Below are 17,054 nucleotides of genomic sequence, written 5' to 3'. Positions count from 1 at the left end.
AATACTACTATTTTGATAGCTGTTACCGCTTGATAGATAGGCGCTAGAGGCCAATTTGAATCATAAAACTATTGCAAACACCATCGCCTGCTTGCGGCGCTGGCTGGCCCTGTGCCTGCTGGTGCTGGCGCCCTTTGGCGCTGCGCAGGCGGCGCAGGTGTTGTTCATCGCCACGTCCAACGTGCCCGCAGGCAAGTTCCGCCAATTGGCCGACATCGCACGGCCGCACGGCATCGAGCTGCAGGCGCGCTACCTGGAAAGGCTGCCCGCCGAGACCGACGAAGGCCTGTTCAAGGGCTTCGACGCGGTGTTTATCGACAGCTATTTGCAGGATGTGGTGCAAGACCGGTTGGCGCATGCGCTGCCGGGCCTGCGTGCGCCCCACGCCTGGCTGTACGACGCCAAGCCCGCCTGGGGCGGCGGTTTGCCCGAGCCCGTGGCGCGACGGCTCATCACCTATTACAGCAACGGTGGCAAGCAGAACTTCGAGGGCTTCTTCGCCACGCTGGCCGCGCAGCTGCAGGGTCGCGCAGCCCCGGGCGTGCCCGACCCCGTGATGTTCCCCAAAACCGCCGTGTACCACCCGCGTGCGCCGGGCCTGGTCATGGCAGACCCTGTGGCGTGGCTGCGTTCGCAAGGCGTTGATCCAGTCGCCACCAACCGCCGCCCCGTGGTGGCGCTGGCGCTGCACCAGCAGTACATCGCATCGATGCAGACCGCCTTCATCGACGACCTGATTGCGCGCATCGAAGCCGGGGGCGCCGTGGCGCTGCCGTTCTACAGCCCCATGCTGGAGGCGGGTGCGCTGGAGCAGATGCTCAAGCCCGCGGGCACGCGGCTGGCCGACGTGCTCATCAACACCCAAATCATGCTGAACGCCGAGGAGCGACGCGCCGAGTTCGAGCGGCTGGGTATCCCCGTGCTGCAGGCCATGCCGTACCGCCGCGGTGACGAGGCCGCCTGGGCCGCCAACCCGCAGGGCGTGGCGCTGATGGATGTGCCGTTCTACCTGGCGCAGGCCGAATACGCGGGCGTCACCGACATCCAGGTGGCGGCCGCCACCCGTGCTTCGGATGAGCAGATCGTGCCGATTGCCGCGCAGGCCGACGCCGTGGTGGCCAAGGCGCTCAACCTGGCGCACCTGCAGCGCAAGCACAACGCCGACAAGCGCCTGTCCATCTTTTTCTGGAACTACCCACCGGGCGAGAAGAACCTGTCCGCCTCGTTTTTGAACGTGCCGCGCAGCCTGCAAACCACGCTGGCCGCACTGCAGGCCGCGGGCTACGACACCGAGTCGCCGTCGGAGCCGCTGTTGATCGGCAATCTGCAGCGCCTGCTGGCGCCGTCGTACCGCCAAGGCGAGTTGGAGCCCCTGCTGCGCGACGGCCTGGCCGCCACCCTGCCCGTGGCGCAGTACCGCCAGTGGCTGGCCACGCTGCCCGCAGCCACGCAAGAAGCCTTGCGCGCGCGCTGGGGCGAACCTGAAAAATCGAGCATGGTGCTGCGGCGCGGCGGCGAAGCCGTGTTCGTGGTGCCGAGCCTGATGCTGGGCAAGATCGCCATCCTGCCGCAGCCGCCGCGCGGCGAGCAATGGGACGACAAGGAAAAGGCGCTGTACCACTCGCCCAGCGCCCTGCCGTCGCATTACTACCTGGCCGCCTACCTGTGGGCGCGCGAGCAGCAAAAAAGCGACGCGCTGGTGCACTTTGGCACCCACGGCAGCCAGGAATGGCTGCCCGGCAAGGAGCGCGGCCTGTCGGTGTTCGACCCCGGCATGCTGGCCGTGGGCAACGTGCCGGTGGCCTACCCGTACATTGCCGACAACATCGGCGAGGCCCAGCAGGCCAAGCGCCGGGGCCGCGCAGTCATCGTCAGCCACCAGACGCCGCCGTTCAAACCGGCGGGCCTGCACGCCGCACTCACACGCATGCACGACCTGCTGCACGCCTGGCTGGCGCAGGACGAGGGTGTGGTCAAGGAAAAAATCAAGGCCGATCTGCTGGCCGCCGTGCAGAAAGAGCACATCGACCGCGACATGGGCTGGACGCCAGCGCGCACGCGCAGCGAATTCCCTGCCTTTGTGGACCTGCTGCACAACCACCTGCACGAACTGGCCGAAACCGCCCAGCCGCTGGGCCTGCACACCCTGGGCCGTGCGCCCGAGGAGCAGCACCGCCTGGCCACCGTGCTGCTGATGCTGGGGCGCCCGTTCTGGGAAGCCGCCGCTTTGCAGGCGGGCACACCGGCTGCCGATGTGGACGAGGCGCTGATTGGCGACTACAGCCGCCTGGCGCAGACGGCACCGTACCGGTTGCTGCAGCGCCATGTGATCGAGGGCCAGAGCCTTGAGGCCCTGCCAGCGGCGTTGCAAACCGCCATCGCCAAGGCCCGCACCGCGTACGCCGAGATTGGCGCCGACCAGGAGCTGCCCGCCTTGCTGCAGGTGCTGGCCGGGCGGCACCTGCCCACGTCGTATGGCGGCGACCCGATCAAGAACCCCGACGCCTACCCCACGGGCCGCAACCTGTATGGTTTTGACCCCTCGCGCGTACCCACGCCCCAGGCCTGGGCGGCCGGCAAGGACGCTGCCGAGCAGCTCATTGCCGAGCACCAGCGCCTGACAGGCAAGGCGCCAACGAAGCTGGCCGTGTCGCTGTGGTCGGTAGAGACCATGCGCCACCAGGGCCTGCTCGAAGCACAGGCGCTGTGGCTGCTGGGCGTGGAGCCGGTATGGGACGAAGGCGGGCGCGTAACCGGCGTGAAGCTGGTGCCCCGCGCAGCGCTGGGGCGCGAGCGGGTGGACGTGGTGCTGTCGGTCACCGGCCTGTACCGCGACCATTTCCCCAACGCCATGAAGCAACTGGCGCGCGCCGTGCAACTGGCGGCCCAGGCGCAAGGGCCGGGTGAAGATGGCAACCCCGTGGCGGCGCACACGCGCAGCATGGCCGCCAAGCTGCGCGCCCAGGGCATGGGCGAGCAGGCCGCGCTGGCGGCGGCGCAAACGCGCATTTTCTCGTCGGAGTCGGGCAACTACGGCACCGGTCTGGACAACGCCACGCTGGCCACCGATAGCTGGCAGGGCAAGAAAGAGGGCGACCGCAAGCTCGCGCAGCTGTACCTGTCGCGCATGCAGTACGCCTATGGGCCGGACGAATCCACCTGGGGCAGCCTGCCGGGGGCGGCGCAGGAGGGAAAAAGCGGTATAGGCGGCAACGGCGGCAAGGCACTCAACCTGTATGCCGAGCACCTGCGCGGCACCGAGGGCGCGGTGCTCTCGCGCAGCTCCAACCTCTATGGCATGTTGACCACCGACGACCCCTTCCAGTACCTGGGCGGCATTGCGCTGGCCGTGCGGCACCTGGACGGCAAGGCGCCACAGCTCTATATCAGCAACCTGCGCGGGGCAGGAAGTGGCAAGGTCGAAGGCGCAGCGCAGTTCCTCGCCAAAGAGCTGGCCACGCGCCAGTTTCACCCCGGCTACATCAAAGGTCTGATGGCCGAGGGCTACGCGGGCACGCTGCAGGTGCTGGACGCCACCAACAACTTCTGGGGCTGGACGGCAGTGGCGCGCGAGATCGTGCGCGACGACCAGTGGCAGGAGATGGCCGACGTGTATGTGCGCGACAAGCACCAACTGGGTCTCAAACGCTGGTTTGAGGCCAACAACCCGCACGCCTTGGCGCAGACCATGGAGCGCATGCTCGAAGCCGCCCGCCAGGGCTACTGGAAGGCCGACCCGAAAACCGTGGCTGAGCTGAAAGAACGCTGGCGCGACCTGGCGGAGCGCTTTGATGTGCGCAGCGACAACGCCCGCTTTCAAGCGTATGTGGGCCAGGCGCCTGCGGCCCACAACCCGGCGGCGCCCGCCGCACCGGGCTACGGCCTTGATGCCCCGTTGGCGCAGGCTGCGCCGCCTGCCGCCGCCCAGGCCGCTGCGCCAGCGCCGCCGCCACCCTCCGCCGAGCCATCGCAACCCACCACACCGCCGCAATCCGCAGAGCCCCCCGCTGCAGAGCCCCGGTGGTCAGCGGCCTCTTGATGGCGCCCGTGCCGCAAGCCCAGCCGGTCAGCGTGGGCCCCACGCAGGCCGCGCTGCTGGCGCTGATGTTGGCGGGCATCACCGGCGCCGGTGCCGTGCGGCAGGCGCGCCGCCGCAGCGTGGTGCGCCCGCGCCCAATCCCTTCACTTTCTGGAGTTTTCAAATGAGCAATCCCATTGAATCGATGATGTATGGCGTCAGCCAGTTCTTCCTGTTCCCCGTGCTGCTGGCCATTGCCGCGCTGTTCGTGCATGCCTTCTACGCGGCAGGCGCCTTTGCCTGGCAGGCCTGGCAGCGCCGCAGCGGCAAGGTGGCGGGTTTTGAAATGCTGGCCGCACGCCGCGCCAACCCCGCCATCACGGTGCTCGACCTCGAAGTGCTGGCGGCCGAGCGGCTCGAATTTGCCCGCATCGCCACCCGCGTGGCGCCCATGCTGGGCCTGGTGGCCACGATGATTCCCATGGGCCCCGCGCTGATGGCGCTGGCCGATGGCAACCTGGCCGATGTGTCGCGCAGCCTGATGGTGGCGTTCTCCGCCGTGATCCTGGCGCTGCTGGCCGCCGCCATCAGCTACAGCGTGGTCAACGTGCGCAAGCGCTGGTACGCCACCGACCTGGCCGCCATCGAGCAAGGCACAGCCCCGGCCGAGACCCCCGCGCAAGACATGCTGGGCCACCTGGTGAGCGAGGTGCCCGCATGAAGCTGCGTTTGATGGACGACATGGAGGCCGACGACCCGATCCAGTCGGTGGTGAACCTGATCGACGTGTTTCTGGTCATCATCGCTGCGCTGCTGCTGGCGGTGGCCAACAACCCGGTGAACCCGTTCAGCACAGAGTCGGTCACCGTCATCAAGAACCCTGGCAAGCCCAACATGGAAATCGTCATCAAGGACGGCCAGAATATCGAGCGCTACAAGGCCAGCGGCGAGATTGGCGAGGGCCAGGGCAACAAGGCGGGTGTGGCCTATCGCCTCAAAGATGGCTCCATGGTGTATGTGCCCGAAGCAGGTGCCGAGCCGTCTGCAGCGGCAGGGGTGGTGCAGTAATGCTGCGGCTGCTGGCGCGTGTTTTGCGGGGGCTGCCTGGCTACTTGTGGAGCGGCTGGGGTGCGTGCGCCAGCCTGTTTTTGCTGCTGGCCGCCTGGGAGGCGGTGGCTGCTTTCTACGACCCACTCATCCTGCCCGACCCGCTCACCGCCTTTGCCGCGCTGTGGGGCCTGGTAGAGCAGGGCAGTGCCTGGCCCGCGCTGGCCGCCACCGCACGGCGTGCACTCATGGGGCTGACACTGGCCGTTGCGGTGGGCAGCCTGTTGGGGCTGGCCGCAGGCCTGTCGGTCACCGCGTCCGTCCTTTCGCGCCCGTTGGTCACGGTGCTGCTGGGTACGCCGCCCATCGCCTGGCTGGTGCTGGCCATGCTGTGGTTTGGCATGAGCGACGGCACGCCCGTGTTCACCGTGTTCATCGCCTGCTTTCCGGTGGTGTTTGCCAGTGCCCTGCAGGGCACGCGCACGCTGGATTTGCAACTGCGTGACATGGCGCGCGCCTACCGCCTGCCCATGGGCATGGCGCTGCGTGAGGTGTACGGGCCGCATGTGCTGTCGTACCTGTTCCCGGCCTGGGTAACGGCGCTGGGCAGCGCCTGGAAAGTGACCGTCATGGCCGAGCTGCTGGCCAGCACCGACGGCGTGGGCGCCGCGTTGGCGGCCAGCCGCTCGCAACTGGACACCGCCACCACCCTGGGCTGGATCACCGCCGTGGTGGGCTGCCTGCTGGTGGTCGAGTATGGATTTTTGGAACCGCTCAAGCGCGAAGTCGAGCGCTGGCGGGAGGCGCCGCGATGAATCTTGTTTTGAAAGACGTGCGCCACAGCTACGCGCTGACCGAGGTGCTGGGCGGCGTGGGCCTGGCCTTGCCTGCGGGCGGCGTGCTGGCGCTGGTGGGGCCCTCGGGCTGCGGCAAGACCACGCTGCTGCACCTGTGCGCGGGCCTGCTCGACCTGCAGGAGGGCCTGCTGGACAACTCTTTTGTGAACCCGGCGTTGATGTTCCAGCAGCCGCGCCTGCTGCCCTGGCAGACCACGGCTGACAACATCGCCCTGGGCCTGCGCGCACGGGGCATGGCCCGTGCCGACGCCCGCGACAAGGCGCGCGCCATGGGCGCCGTGCTGGGGCTGGACGCCGAGGCGCTGGCCGCCTACCCGCACCAGCTTTCGGGCGGCATGCAAAGCCGCGCCGCGTTGGCGCGCGCCCTGGTGCTCGAACCCGATCTGCTGCTGATGGACGAGCCCTTCGCCGCGCTCGACATCGGCCTCAAGGCGCAGCTGCACCGCCTGCTGCTGCGCCACCAGGCCGAGAAGGGCACGGCGGTGCTGATGATCACGCACGACCTGATGGAGGCCGTGCGCCTGGCCGACACCGTGCTCGTCATGGCCGCAGGGCCGGGCCGCATCGTGCACGGGCACACGCCTGCCGCGCCCGCGCTGGCGCGCAGCGACGCCATGGTCTACCACGAGACCGCCGAGCTGCTGCGCGTGCCCGCCGTGCGTGCGGCCTTCGGGCTGGACGCGCTGCTGGACGCAAAAGCCTGTGGCGCCGATGAATTCGCCGAAACTCTGCCGCCCCCCAATGCGCGCGTGCTGCCCCTGCTACTGGCGCTGCAGGCGGGCGACGCCACCCCCGCCGCGCGGAGGATGCGATGCGGATGACCGCCCCCGTGATGACCCCGCCCGGCCTGCTGTCGCCCCAGCACCCGGTGTGGATGTGCGCCATGCGCCCCTTCTTTCTGCTCACCATGGCTTCGGCCGTGCTGCTCATCGCGCTGTGGAGCGCCGTGCTGGCGCTGGGCCTGCCGCCGCCGCCCGTGGCGGGCGGCGCGCTGGTGTGGCACGCGCACGAGCTGCTGCTGGGCTTTGGCCTGGCGGCGGTGGCGGGTTTTGTGCTGACTGCGGTGCCTGAGTTCACGGCCACCGCCAGTGCCAACCCGCGCACGGCGCGCCAGCTGGTGGCGCTGTGGCTGCTGGGCCGCGCGGGCTTTTGGCTCTCAGGCGTGGCCGGGTGGCCCGCACTGGCCGTGGCGGGTGCGGCGCAGCTCGCCTTGCTGGGTACCCTCATCGCCCTGCTGTGGCCCGCCTTGCGCACGCCCGCAGGCCAGCGCCACCACGCCTTTGGCTGGGCGCTGGCAGGCATGGCGTTGCTGGTGGCGGGTTTTTACCTTGATGCGCTGCGCGGCGCCTACCCCATGCGCTGGCTGCACGCCTTTCTGGGCCTGCTCATGGTGCTTATCGTCATCGCCATGAGCCGCATCTCCATGCGCATCGTCAACCGCTCCATCGACCAGGCGGGCACCGGCGCCGAGCCGTATCTGGCCCGCCCACCCCGGCGCAACCTGGCCGTGCTGTGCATTGCGCTGTTCACCCTGGCCGAGTTTGCCCACGCAGGCAGCGCTACCTCCGGCTGGCTGGCCTGCGCCAGTGCCGCAGCGCTGTTCAACCTGCTGGGCGACTGGCACGTGGGCCGCCCGCTGCTGCGGCGCTGGCCGCTCATGCTCTACACCGTGTACCTGTGCATGGCGCTGGGCTACGGGCTCATGGGCTGGGCCTTGCTGGCCGGTGGCCCAGGCGTGACGGCGGGGCGCCACCTGCTGACCGTGGGTGCCATGGGCCTGGCCATCTACGCCGTGATCTGCATCGCCGGGCGCGCGCACTGCGGCCTGGCGATGGATGAGCGTGCCTGGGGTGTGTGGGGCGCAGGCCTGATCGCCTTGGCCGCGCTGCTGCGCGCAGGGGCGGCGTGGGCGGGGGACTATTCAGTGGCCTGGATGGCGCTGGCCGGGCTGTGCTGGGTGGCGGCGTTTGGGCTGCTGTGCGTGTTCATCGCGCCGGTGCTGTGGCGGGTGCGGGCGGATGGGTTGTGGGGGTGCGAGGGGTAGGGTGGGAGTGGTGTGACGGGTTTCCTGCGCTTCCACGAGACGTAGTTCAGGTCGTGGTGCACCAAGCAGGCTCGCGCCTGCGGTGGATTGTCCGTTGACACAAAATTCTGCACACCCTCATTGGTGAGTTCATCCCATCATTCCAGCGGACTTGCCTTCGGCAAGCCACTGAATTCAAACGGTGACCGCTTCTTCCTGCTTCTATTAACAGCTCCTGGCCAACACCTGCCGCTGACGAAGCGAAGCGTGTGTGCGCAGACCCCGCCTGAAACGGTCACCGCAGATTGCCCCGAAGGGAACACGGACAGCGGGGTCGCCCTTTGGTGCCATTCTTATTGACGGCGATTCGAAAGAAGCAATGCGCCTCAGGGCGCGCATCCCGGCACCCGCCCTTGGCAAAGAGATGCCGTCAATTCAGCGCACGACTTTCGGCGGCCACTGGACTGAAAAATTGAAGGGTTGGTTTCAATACGGGTCGCTGGCAATTTCTGTCCATGCGCGGCCAGCTCTGGCTATCTCAGCGGGTGCATCAGGAAGCAGGCCAGCCAGCCGATTGCCATCGGCGCGAGAGCCCCTCGACCTTTCTCCCTCCGCCGCCAGAGCCAACGCCTCAGCCCGCGAAACCCCCGGTCAGCTGGGCCCACCACAGGCGCAAGCGCATCCCGGCTTCGGTCGTGTAGCCCACCGTGGGCGTACGCAATTGGCCTGCGGCGTCTACGACTACAAAAGCCGGTACGGCCCCAAAACCGTGGGCCGAGGTGATCTGGCTGCGCGGGTCAAGGGCGGCGGGCCAGGGCAAGGCGCGCTTGTGCAGCACCTGGCTTACCTTTGCCGCATCGCCCGACTGCATGGCGACTGTCATCACGGGCCAATCCTGGGAAATACTGGTGATGCTGCCTTCTTCGGTTCTGCAGATAGGGCACCACTCGGCCCAGAAGTGCAAGGCGACCGGCTCACCGGGATGGGCGGCCCGCCACTCGGCCAGGGTTGTGGTGGTGATGCTGCCATCCGCCCGCACCACCGTGAGAGGAAAGTCCGGGGCCGCTCCGCCAGGCACCTTGCGGGTTTGCCAGGACTGCACTGCGACGAAGACGGCGACCACCATGGCCAGGGTGCCCAGATGGCGCTTCCATCCTTGGCCGATCTTTAGGTTCCAGCTCATGGGCGCGTGGGATGGCCAGATGGTCCGGCAGGGTTCAATGCGCGCCGGTTGGACAAGACTTCGAATCGACAGGCCTGCGTCATACCGCAGCGTCCCGCCGCCGCCCAATCAGCGGATAGGCCGGGTCGGTGAAGCCCGGCGTCGAGGGGTGGCCCGGCGCCACCAGCGCATCGACGAGCGCCTCATCCTCGGCGTCGACCACATAGTCGAGTGCGGGGAAGTAGTCCTGCCATTGCGCCAGGGTGCGGGGCCCGGCAATCACAGCGCTGACGCTTCGGTTGGCCAGCACCCAGGCGGTGGCAAACTGCGCCAGCGACACGCCTTTGGCAGCGGCATGGGCCTTGAGTTGCTGTGCAATGGCCAAGGATTCTTCGCGAAACTCGGTTTCCCGCATGCGCCGGTCGCCCCGGCCCGCGCGCGTGCCCTGGTCCGGGGCGACTCCGGGCGCGTATTTTCCAGTCAATACGCCACGGGCAATCGGGCTGTAAGGCACCACGCCGATCCCGTAATGCTCGCACGCAGCCAGGATTTCGACCTCGGGCATGCGGTTGAGCAGGTTGTAGTACGGCTGGCAGACCACCGGGCCGGGCATGCCGATGCGAGCAGCCAGGTGCACCATTTCGGCAATGCGCCACGCGCGAAAATTGGAAATGCCCCAATAGCGCAGCTTGCCGCTGCGGATCATGTCGTCCAGTGCCCGCAAAGGCTCTTCGAGGTTCATGCCGGCAAAGTCGCGGTGCAGGTAGTAGATGTCAATGTGGTCGGTTTGCAGGCGCCGCAAGCTGCTTTCCAGTTCCCGCAGCATCCAGGCCCTGGAGTAGTGGCTCTCGTTCACCCGCTCGGACATCTTGTTGCCGAGCTTGGTGGCCAAAATCCAGTCGTGCCGATGGGGTTTGATGAGCGGCCCGAGCATGGCTTCCGACGCGCCCAAGGTGTACACATCGGCGGTATCGAGGAAGTTGACACCGTGCTCGTGCGCATGCGCCACGATTTGTTGCGCCTCGCCCTGTTCGGTCTGGTCGCCGAACATCATCGTGCCCAGGCACAGGGCGGAGACCTTGAGATTGCTGTTGCCGAGATTTCTGTACTGCATGGCTGCACTGTATGCGGATTGCTGCCTGGCTCGGAAAACGATGGACTGTGTGCCGCTGAGTGTCTCCACGGTGTGTGCATCGCGGCTGCTGGCAGGCAGCGTTCTTGGCTAGCGACTCAGAAGCCTGCTTCAGAGGCGGTCGTTACTATCATTTTAATAGCTGTAAACGCTTATAAAATAAGCGCTAGGGGCCAATTCAATCAATATTCGATGCTGCTGCATTGCCGGGCGGGTTGGCCCATATCGGCTGCACCAGCGCATGTCGGGCCAAGCCTTCTTCCTAGGCCGGGTCGCCGCCTGCGGGCTGCGGCGCTTTTGGTGACAGGCCGAACACAACCCGCAACAACCATCCGCCGATGAAGCTGCCCGCCAGAATCCACAGCACAAACAGCGGGGACAGCAGATAGATGAGGCCGCCCGGACCCTGCGAGCGTGCCGCCGTGCAGGGTTCGGTGGCGAATACGTAGCCCACCGGCAGGTACATGATGCAGGCGGCAATCGCCCGGTAGGGGTTTTTGGATGCGGTCAGAAGCGCGGCAAATGCCATCAAGGCCCACACGCTGGCGTGCGCGCTTGCGGCGCATGGGCCGGTGCGCCAGCGCAGGGCGGTGACGGCCATCAGTGTGACAGGCGTCAGCAGGATGCTGGCATAGGCCAGTTGTCGTGCGTGCTTGGTATTCATGGTGGGGCGGTTGGCTCAAGGCGCTGGTGCAGGCCCTGAAGGCATTGGGGTCAGCACGGGTTTTGCTGCGCGAAATCGGGAGTGGACTCCCTTGCCTGCAGCGCTCGCGTCAGCCATCGCGCGTGGGGCAGTAGCGCTGCGCCGCTGGGCGACGCACTTCAGCTGCTCGCCCCTTGGCGAACTTCTGCGCTGGCCTGCGCGGGCGCACTCAAGCTTTTCCGGCGAGGCATCAGCCCGTCATCGAGCAGGTTTTCCACGCGGGCAAAGATCTCGAAGCGGGAAAACGGCTTTTTCATGAAGTCGTCAGCGCCGATGCGATTGACGTAGAACTGTTCGATGGCATGCTCGTTGCCGCTGATCATGATGACCGGAATGTGCTGGCACGCCGGGTTCTTGCGGATCAGGCGCAAGGCATGGAAGCCGTTCATGCCGGGCAGGACGATGTCCAGAAAAATCAGATCGGGTGGGTTTTGGTCGATCAGTGCCAGGCCATGCTCGGCATCCAGGGCTTCCCGGGTTTCGTAGCCGACCGAGCGCAACGCCTTGCGCAAAACGGCCACCACCGTCGGCGAGTCATCGATGATCAGCGCCCGGGTCCCTTTGCGGGCGTTCTTGCGAGGGGACTGGCGCCGCTCTACGGAGCCAGTCGGTTCGGCGCTTGGCCCTGTGAGCGGTGCAGGGGCCGTAGGCCTGGGGGGAGGCGTCTTTTTGCGCGCACTGCCCCAGAGTCGATCAAAAATGCTCATGGTGCCTGCTTTTTACTTTTCTGAGGATGGGGCTGGTTGCCGGGCGCAAGTATCCCAGAGACGGGAACGCCAGTGATCGGTCTGTTCCTGCAAAGCCCGAACGGGCAGGAACACGCCAGCCGCTGCGTCAACCCAGTGCGTCGTTCACCTGATCGTTGAATTCCGCCAGGCTCACGGCGACGCCGATCTCGCGCGGCAGGGCGTCGCGCACGGAAAAAACGCCCAGAATCTTTTCGGCAGGCGACACGATGGGCAGGTGCCGAAAACCCCGCTCGATCATGATCAGCACAGCCTCGGAGACCTTGGTGTCGGGGGCCACAGTCTGGGGGTGGGGCGTCATTACGTCGCAGACCAGGGTGGTTTCGGGGCTGAGCGCCTTGGCCAGTACGCGCGTCATCAGGTCGCGCTCCGTCAGTATGCCCAGAAGGGTGCCCAGGGTGTCCAGGATGAGCACGCTGCCGCAGTTGGCGCGCGTCATCACGCAGGCGGCGTCCCAGACGCTCGCTTGGGGGCCCAGGCTCACCACGTGGCGCTGGGAGATGGATTGGAAAACGGTGCGTTCGGCCATGGCTGGGCTCCTTTCGAAAAGGCGGCAACGGGGTCAGCGCAGCGATGCGTTGAGCTTTTCCAGCGCCTTGGAGCCGGGGCACAGCGCGGTCGGCCCCAGGCTGTTGAGCGGTGCGTCGCTGGTGTTGAGCGACAGGTGCAGGTCGGTGGCCTGCGGGTCGAGGTAAAGCAGGCCGGTCACCACCTCGCCGCGCTCCTGCCGCGCGTTCATGTAGCTGAGTGCGGCGTAGCGGTCGGTCGGGTCGTAGTCGGTGTGCAGTTTGTGCAGGCGCAGCATGCTGCCGTCGTGCTGCTGCACGTCGATCACTTCGCCGGGCGCGTACTGCGCCGTGATTTCGCTGTGTCGGGGTATGAAGTCGATGCGGCTCACGGCCTCGTTGTGCTGGCGCACATAGTCGTAGCTCTTGGTGCTGCCGCCGTGGTTGTTGAAGGTGACGCAGGGGCTGATGACGTCGATGAAGGCCGCTCCGCCGTGGCCAATGGCGCCCTTGATGAGCGGCACCAACTGCTCCTTGTCGCCCGAGAAGCTGCGCGCCACATAGGTGGCGCCCAGCTGCAGCGCCAGGCCCACCAGGTCGACCGGGCTGTCGTTGTTGATCACGCCCTTCTTGCTGCGCGACCCCCGATCGGCCGTGGCCGAGAACTGGCCTTTGGTCAGACCGTAAACGCCGTTGTTCTCGACGATATAGGCCATGCGCACGCCCCGGCGCATGGCATTGGCGAACTGGCCCAGGCCGATGGAGGCCGAATCGCCGTCGCCCGAGACGCCCAGGTACAGCAGGTCGCGGTTGGCCAGGTTGGCGCCGGTCAGCACCGAGGGCATGCGCCCGTGCACGGTGTTGAAGCCGTGCGAGGCGCCCAGAAAGTAGTCTGGCGTCTTGGAGCTGCAGCCAATGCCCGAGAGCTTGGCCACGCGGTGCGGTTCGATGTCCAGCTCCCAGCAGGCCTGGATGATGGCCGCCGAGATGGAGTCGTGCCCGCAGCCCGCGCACAGGGTGGAGATGCGACCTTCATAGTCGCGCCGGGTGTAGCCCACCTTGTTCTGGGTCAGGGTGGGGTGGCGCAGCCGGGGTTTGGCAAGGTAGGTCATGCGGCTTCCTTGATGAGCGCTGTGGCGCCTTGCAGCTGCTTCTGGATCGCCTCGGTGATGAAGCGCGCCGTAATCGGCGTGCCGTCGTAGTGCAGCACCTTGATGAGACGCGCCGGGTCCACGCCCAACTCGTTGACCAGCAGGACGTGCATCTGGGCGTCGCGGTTCTGTTCCACCACAAACACCAGCTCGTGCGCGGCAATGAAGCGCTCCACCGAATCCGGGAAGGGAAAGGCGCGCAGGCGCAGGGCGTCGATGTGGATGCCCGAGGCCGTCAGCACATCCAGCGCTTCCTGCATGGCCGGGCTGGTGGAGCCGAAGTACAGCACGCCCAGGGAGGTCGGCTGATCCGCGCTGCGCAGCACGGGCTGGGGCACCAGGTCGGCAGCGGTGCGGAACTTGGCGCAAAGGCGCTCCATGTTGTAGATGTAGTCCGGCCCGCGCTCCGAGTAGCGGGCATAGGGGTCGCGCGTGGTGCCGCGTGTGAAGAAGCTGCCTTTGGTCGGATGCGTGCCAGGGTAGGTGCGCCAGGGAATGCCGTCGCCATCCACGTCCTTGTAGCGGCCAAAGTCCTTGCCCGCCTCCAGCTCTTCGGCGGTCATCACCTTGCCCCGGTCGTAGGTACGGGCGTCGTCCCAGACAAAGGGCTTGCACAGGCGCTGGTTCATGCCGATGTCCAGGTCGGTCATCAGAAAAATGGGGGTTTGCAGCCGGTCGGCCAGGTCCAGCGCGGCTGCCGCGTGTTCAAAGCATTCATGCGGGTCTTCGGGGAACAGCAGCACATGCTTGGTGTCGCCGTGCGAGGCGTAGGCGCAGCTCAGCAGGTCGGACTGCTGGGTGCGCGTGGGCATGCCGGTGGAAGGCCCGCCGCGCTGCACGTTGATGATGGTGACCGGAATCTCGGCGAAGTAGGCCAGGCCAATGAATTCCGTCATCAACGAAATGCCCGGGCCCGAGGTGGCAGTAAAGGCGCGCGCGCCGTTCCAGCCGGCGCCCAGCACCATGCCGATGGAAGCCAGTTCGTCTTCGGCCTGCACGATGGCGAAGTTGCTGCGGCCAGTGTCCGGGTCCACGCGAAACTTGTCGCAGTATTTCTGGAAGGCTTCGGGTACCGACGACGAGGGCGTAATCGGGTACCAGGCCGCCACCGTGGCGCCGCCATACACACAGCCCAGAGCGATGGCGCTGTTGCCGTCGGTAAAAATCTGCTCACCCACCTTGTCGGCCCGGCGCACCCGAAGGCCCAAGGGCGCCTGCAGGTGTTCCTTGACGTAGTCGCGCCCCAGGTGCAGGGCGCGCACGTTGGCGTCGATCAGCATTTCCTTGCCTCGGTACTGCTCGGCAAAAAGCGTTTCAAACACTTCAGCCTCGACATCGAGCAGCACTGAGAGCGCGCCCACGTAGATGATGTTCTTGAACAGCTGGCGCTGGCGCGGATCAGTGAAGGCGCTGTTGCTGATCTCGGTCAGCGGGACGCCAATCACGCTGACATCCTGGCGGAACTTTGACGCGGGAATAGGCCGGGTGCTGTCGTAGAACAGGTAGCCGCCGGGCGCGATTTCGGCCACGTCGGCGTCCCAGGTCTGCGGGTTCATCGCCACCATCATGTCCACGCCGCCGCGCCGCCCTGAATAGCCCTGCTCGCACACGCGGGCCTCGTACCAGGTGGGCATGCCCTGGATGTTGCTGGGGAAGATGTTGCGCGGACTGACCGGCACCCCCATGCGCAGGATGGCCTTGGCAAACAACTCGTTGGCCGACGCCGAGCCCGAGCCATTGACGTTGGCGAACTTGATGACGAAGTCGTTGATGGCTTCCATGGGCTTCATGCGGCCTCCGGCATGTGTCGGGTGATCTGGGCATCGCGGCAGCCGGGGCCGGCCTGGGTGGTGTCCAGGCGGAACTTCTTCATGTCCCAGGCACCGGTGGGGCAGCGTTCGGCGCACAGGCCGCAGTGCAGGCAGACGTCTTCGTCCTTGACCATGACGCGCTCGGTTTTGAGCGGCGCAGAGACCATCAGCGCTTGCGTCAGATTCTCTGCGGGTGCCTGCAGCCGGCTGCGCAGATCGTCCTCTTCGCCATGGAAGGTGAAGGTGATGCAGTCCATGGGGCAGATATCCACACAGGCATCGCATTCGATGCAGGTGGAGCGGTTGAACACCGTCTGCACGTCGCAGTTCAGGCAGCGGCTGGCTTCCTTGAAGGCGGTGGCGGCGTCGAACCCCAACTCCACTTCCACCCGAATGCTGGCCAGTGCCACCTCGGCCTTGGCCCATGGCACCTTGAAGCGAAGGTCGTTCGACACTTCGTTGTCGAAGCTCCACTCGTGGATGCCCATCTTGGTGGACACCAGGTTGGTGCGCGGCGCCGGCCGCTGGCGCACGTCTTCGCCGTGCAGAAAGCGGTCGATGGAGACGGCGGCCTCGTGCCCCTGCGCCACGGCGGTAATGATGTTTTTCGGGCCGTAGGCCGCATCCCCGCCGAAGAACACCTGCGGCAGCGTGGATTGAAAGGTGTCCGGCGTGAGTTCTGGCAGGCCCCAGCGATCAAAGGCGATGCCCAGATCGTCCTCGATCCACGGAAACGCATTTTCCTGGCCCACGGCGATCAGCACCACGTCGCAGGGCACGCGCACGTCGGGCTCACCCGTGGGCACCAGGCTGCGGCGCCCTTGCGCGTCGTACTCGGCCTGCACGATCTCGAAGGTCATGGCAGTGAGCTGGCCGTTGTCGTGCTCAAAAGTCTTGGGCACGTGGAAGTTCAAAATCGGAATGCCCTCGTGCAGCGCATCCTCTTTTTCCCAGGGCGAAGCCTTCATTTCGTCAAAACCGCTGCGCACGATGACCTTGACGTCGGTGCCGCCCAGGCGCCGCGCCGAGCGGCAGCAGTCCATGGCGGTGTTGCCGCCACCCAGCACGATGACGCGCGGCGCGATGCTGGTGATGTGCCCGAACGACACCGAAGCCAGCCAGTCGATGCCGATATGGATGTTGCCCTCGATCTCGCGCCGGCCAGGAATCTTTAGATCGCGCCCGCGCGGCGCGCCGCTGCCCACGAACACCGCGTCGTAGCCTTGCTCCAGCAGCGCGCGCATGGAGTCCACGCGCTCCTGGCTGCGAAACTGCACGCCCATGTCGAGGATGTAGCCCGTTTCTTCGTCGATCACCGATTCGGGCAGGCGGAAACGCGGAATCTGGCTGCGGATGAAGCCGCCCGCCTTGGCCTCGGCGTCGAACACCGTCACCTCGTAGCCCAGCGGCGCCAGGTCGCGCGCCACCGTCAAGGATGCGGGGCCGGCCCCGACGCAGGCCACGCGCTTGCCGTTGCGCTCTGCGATGGCGGGCATGCGCTCCTTGATTGCGTCGCTCTTGTGGTCGGCCGCCACGCGCTTCAAGCGGCAGATGGCCACCGGCTCGGGCTGCGCGCCGTTGCCTTCCTCCACCCGGCCGCGCCGACAGGCGGGCTCGCAGGGCCGGTCGCAGGTGCGCCCGAGAATGCCGGGAAACACGTTCGACACCCAGTTGATCGTGTAGGCATCGTCGTAACGGCCTTGCCCAATCAGTCGGATGTATTCGGGCACCGGGGTGTGGGCAGGGCAGGCCCACTGGCAATCGACGACCTTGTGGAAGTAGTCCGGATGGGCGGTGTCGGTAGGCTGCAAGGCTAACTCCAGTCCTCTGCCTGCGGCCACGGCGGCGCAGGACGCCACAGTCTAGGGTTGTCGCATTGGGGCTGGCTCTCGGGTAAA

The 17,054-nt window shown here is 66.6% G+C and carries 15 protein-coding genes; 7 read left to right on the top strand and 8 right to left on the bottom strand.

Annotation, left to right across the window (positions count from 1 at the left end; all coding sequences use genetic code 11):
* Positions 1–55 precede the first annotated feature (55 nt).
* From cobN to C6571_RS17890, 7 genes are read left to right on the top strand one after another with little or no spacing between them, the layout of a single operon-like run.
* A complete protein-coding gene (gene cobN / locus C6571_RS17915) occupies positions 56–4,039 on the top strand; it encodes a cobaltochelatase subunit CobN (RefSeq protein WP_245901331.1) in 3,984 nt (1,327 codons plus the stop codon).
* Positions 4,021–4,206: a hypothetical protein gene (locus C6571_RS19595; RefSeq protein ID WP_146139373.1), complete on the top strand. Its 186-nt coding sequence runs from the start codon at positions 4,021–4,023 to the stop codon at positions 4,204–4,206. Before cobN ends, C6571_RS19595 begins: the two co-directional genes overlap by 19 nt.
* On the top strand, positions 4,203–4,739 hold the full coding sequence (locus C6571_RS17910) for a MotA/TolQ/ExbB proton channel family protein (RefSeq protein ID WP_106447898.1): 537 nt from the start codon (positions 4,203–4,205) through the stop codon (positions 4,737–4,739). The genes C6571_RS19595 and C6571_RS17910 overlap by 4 nt, the downstream gene beginning before the upstream one ends.
* Positions 4,736–5,086 (top strand): DUF2149 domain-containing protein, encoded by a 351-nt coding sequence (locus C6571_RS17905; RefSeq protein ID WP_106447897.1) that lies wholly within the window; start codon positions 4,736–4,738, stop codon positions 5,084–5,086. Before C6571_RS17910 ends, C6571_RS17905 begins: the two co-directional genes overlap by 4 nt.
* Positions 5,086–5,880, top strand: coding sequence for an ABC transporter permease (locus tag C6571_RS17900; protein ID WP_106447896.1), 795 nt, complete (start codon positions 5,086–5,088; stop codon positions 5,878–5,880). The genes C6571_RS17905 and C6571_RS17900 overlap by 1 nt, the downstream gene beginning before the upstream one ends.
* The gene (locus tag C6571_RS17895; RefSeq protein WP_106447895.1) at positions 5,877–6,743 is read left to right on the top strand and encodes an ABC transporter ATP-binding protein; all 867 of its coding nucleotides are present in this window, start codon (positions 5,877–5,879) and stop codon (positions 6,741–6,743) included. The genes C6571_RS17900 and C6571_RS17895 overlap by 4 nt, the downstream gene beginning before the upstream one ends.
* Positions 6,734–7,966: an NnrS family protein gene (locus C6571_RS17890; RefSeq protein WP_245901330.1), complete on the top strand. Its 1,233-nt coding sequence runs from the start codon at positions 6,734–6,736 to the stop codon at positions 7,964–7,966. Before C6571_RS17895 ends, C6571_RS17890 begins: the two co-directional genes overlap by 10 nt.
* Positions 7,967–8,576: 610 nt before the next feature.
* Here C6571_RS17890 and C6571_RS17885 read toward each other — a convergent pair.
* The 8 genes from C6571_RS17885 to C6571_RS17850 form a co-directional block, all read right to left on the bottom strand.
* A complete protein-coding gene (locus C6571_RS17885) occupies positions 8,577–9,128 on the bottom strand; it encodes a redoxin domain-containing protein (protein ID WP_106447894.1) in 552 nt (183 codons plus the stop codon).
* A gap of 79 nt (positions 9,129–9,207) precedes the next feature.
* Positions 9,208–10,221, bottom strand: a complete 1,014-nt coding sequence (locus C6571_RS17880) for an aldo/keto reductase (RefSeq protein ID WP_106447893.1) — start codon at positions 10,219–10,221, stop codon at positions 9,208–9,210.
* A gap of 280 nt (positions 10,222–10,501) precedes the next feature.
* Positions 10,502–10,903 carry a hypothetical protein gene (locus C6571_RS17875; protein ID WP_106447892.1) on the bottom strand — a complete coding sequence of 134 codons (402 nt, stop codon included), beginning with the start codon at positions 10,901–10,903 and terminating at the stop codon, positions 10,502–10,504.
* A 158-nt stretch (positions 10,904–11,061) separates the two neighbouring features.
* Entirely contained in the window at positions 11,062–11,649 is a 588-nt protein-coding gene (locus C6571_RS17870; protein ID WP_106447891.1) for a response regulator, read from the bottom strand.
* A 127-nt stretch (positions 11,650–11,776) separates the two neighbouring features.
* The gene (locus tag C6571_RS17865; RefSeq protein ID WP_106447890.1) at positions 11,777–12,217 is read right to left on the bottom strand and encodes a CBS domain-containing protein; all 441 of its coding nucleotides are present in this window, start codon (positions 12,215–12,217) and stop codon (positions 11,777–11,779) included.
* A gap of 33 nt (positions 12,218–12,250) precedes the next feature.
* Positions 12,251–13,306, bottom strand: a complete 1,056-nt coding sequence (locus C6571_RS17860; protein WP_106447889.1) for a 2-oxoacid:ferredoxin oxidoreductase subunit beta — start codon at positions 13,304–13,306, stop codon at positions 12,251–12,253.
* The gene (locus C6571_RS17855) at positions 13,303–15,135 is read right to left on the bottom strand and encodes a 2-oxoacid:acceptor oxidoreductase subunit alpha (RefSeq protein WP_106447888.1); all 1,833 of its coding nucleotides are present in this window, start codon (positions 15,133–15,135) and stop codon (positions 13,303–13,305) included. The genes C6571_RS17860 and C6571_RS17855 overlap by 4 nt, the downstream gene beginning before the upstream one ends.
* Positions 15,132–16,967 carry an FAD-dependent oxidoreductase gene (locus tag C6571_RS17850; protein ID WP_106447887.1) on the bottom strand — a complete coding sequence of 612 codons (1,836 nt, stop codon included), beginning with the start codon at positions 16,965–16,967 and terminating at the stop codon, positions 15,132–15,134. Before C6571_RS17850 ends, C6571_RS17855 begins: the two co-directional genes overlap by 4 nt.
* Between the last annotated feature and the right edge of the window lie 87 nt (positions 16,968–17,054).

Origin of the sequence: Simplicispira suum (genome assembly GCF_003008595.1) — a bacterium.
Lineage (GTDB): Bacteria > Pseudomonadota > Gammaproteobacteria > Burkholderiales > Burkholderiaceae_C > Simplicispira > Simplicispira suum.
Note: the sequence above shows the minus strand (reverse complement) of the source record. Positions and strands in the feature narration are given on the sequence as shown.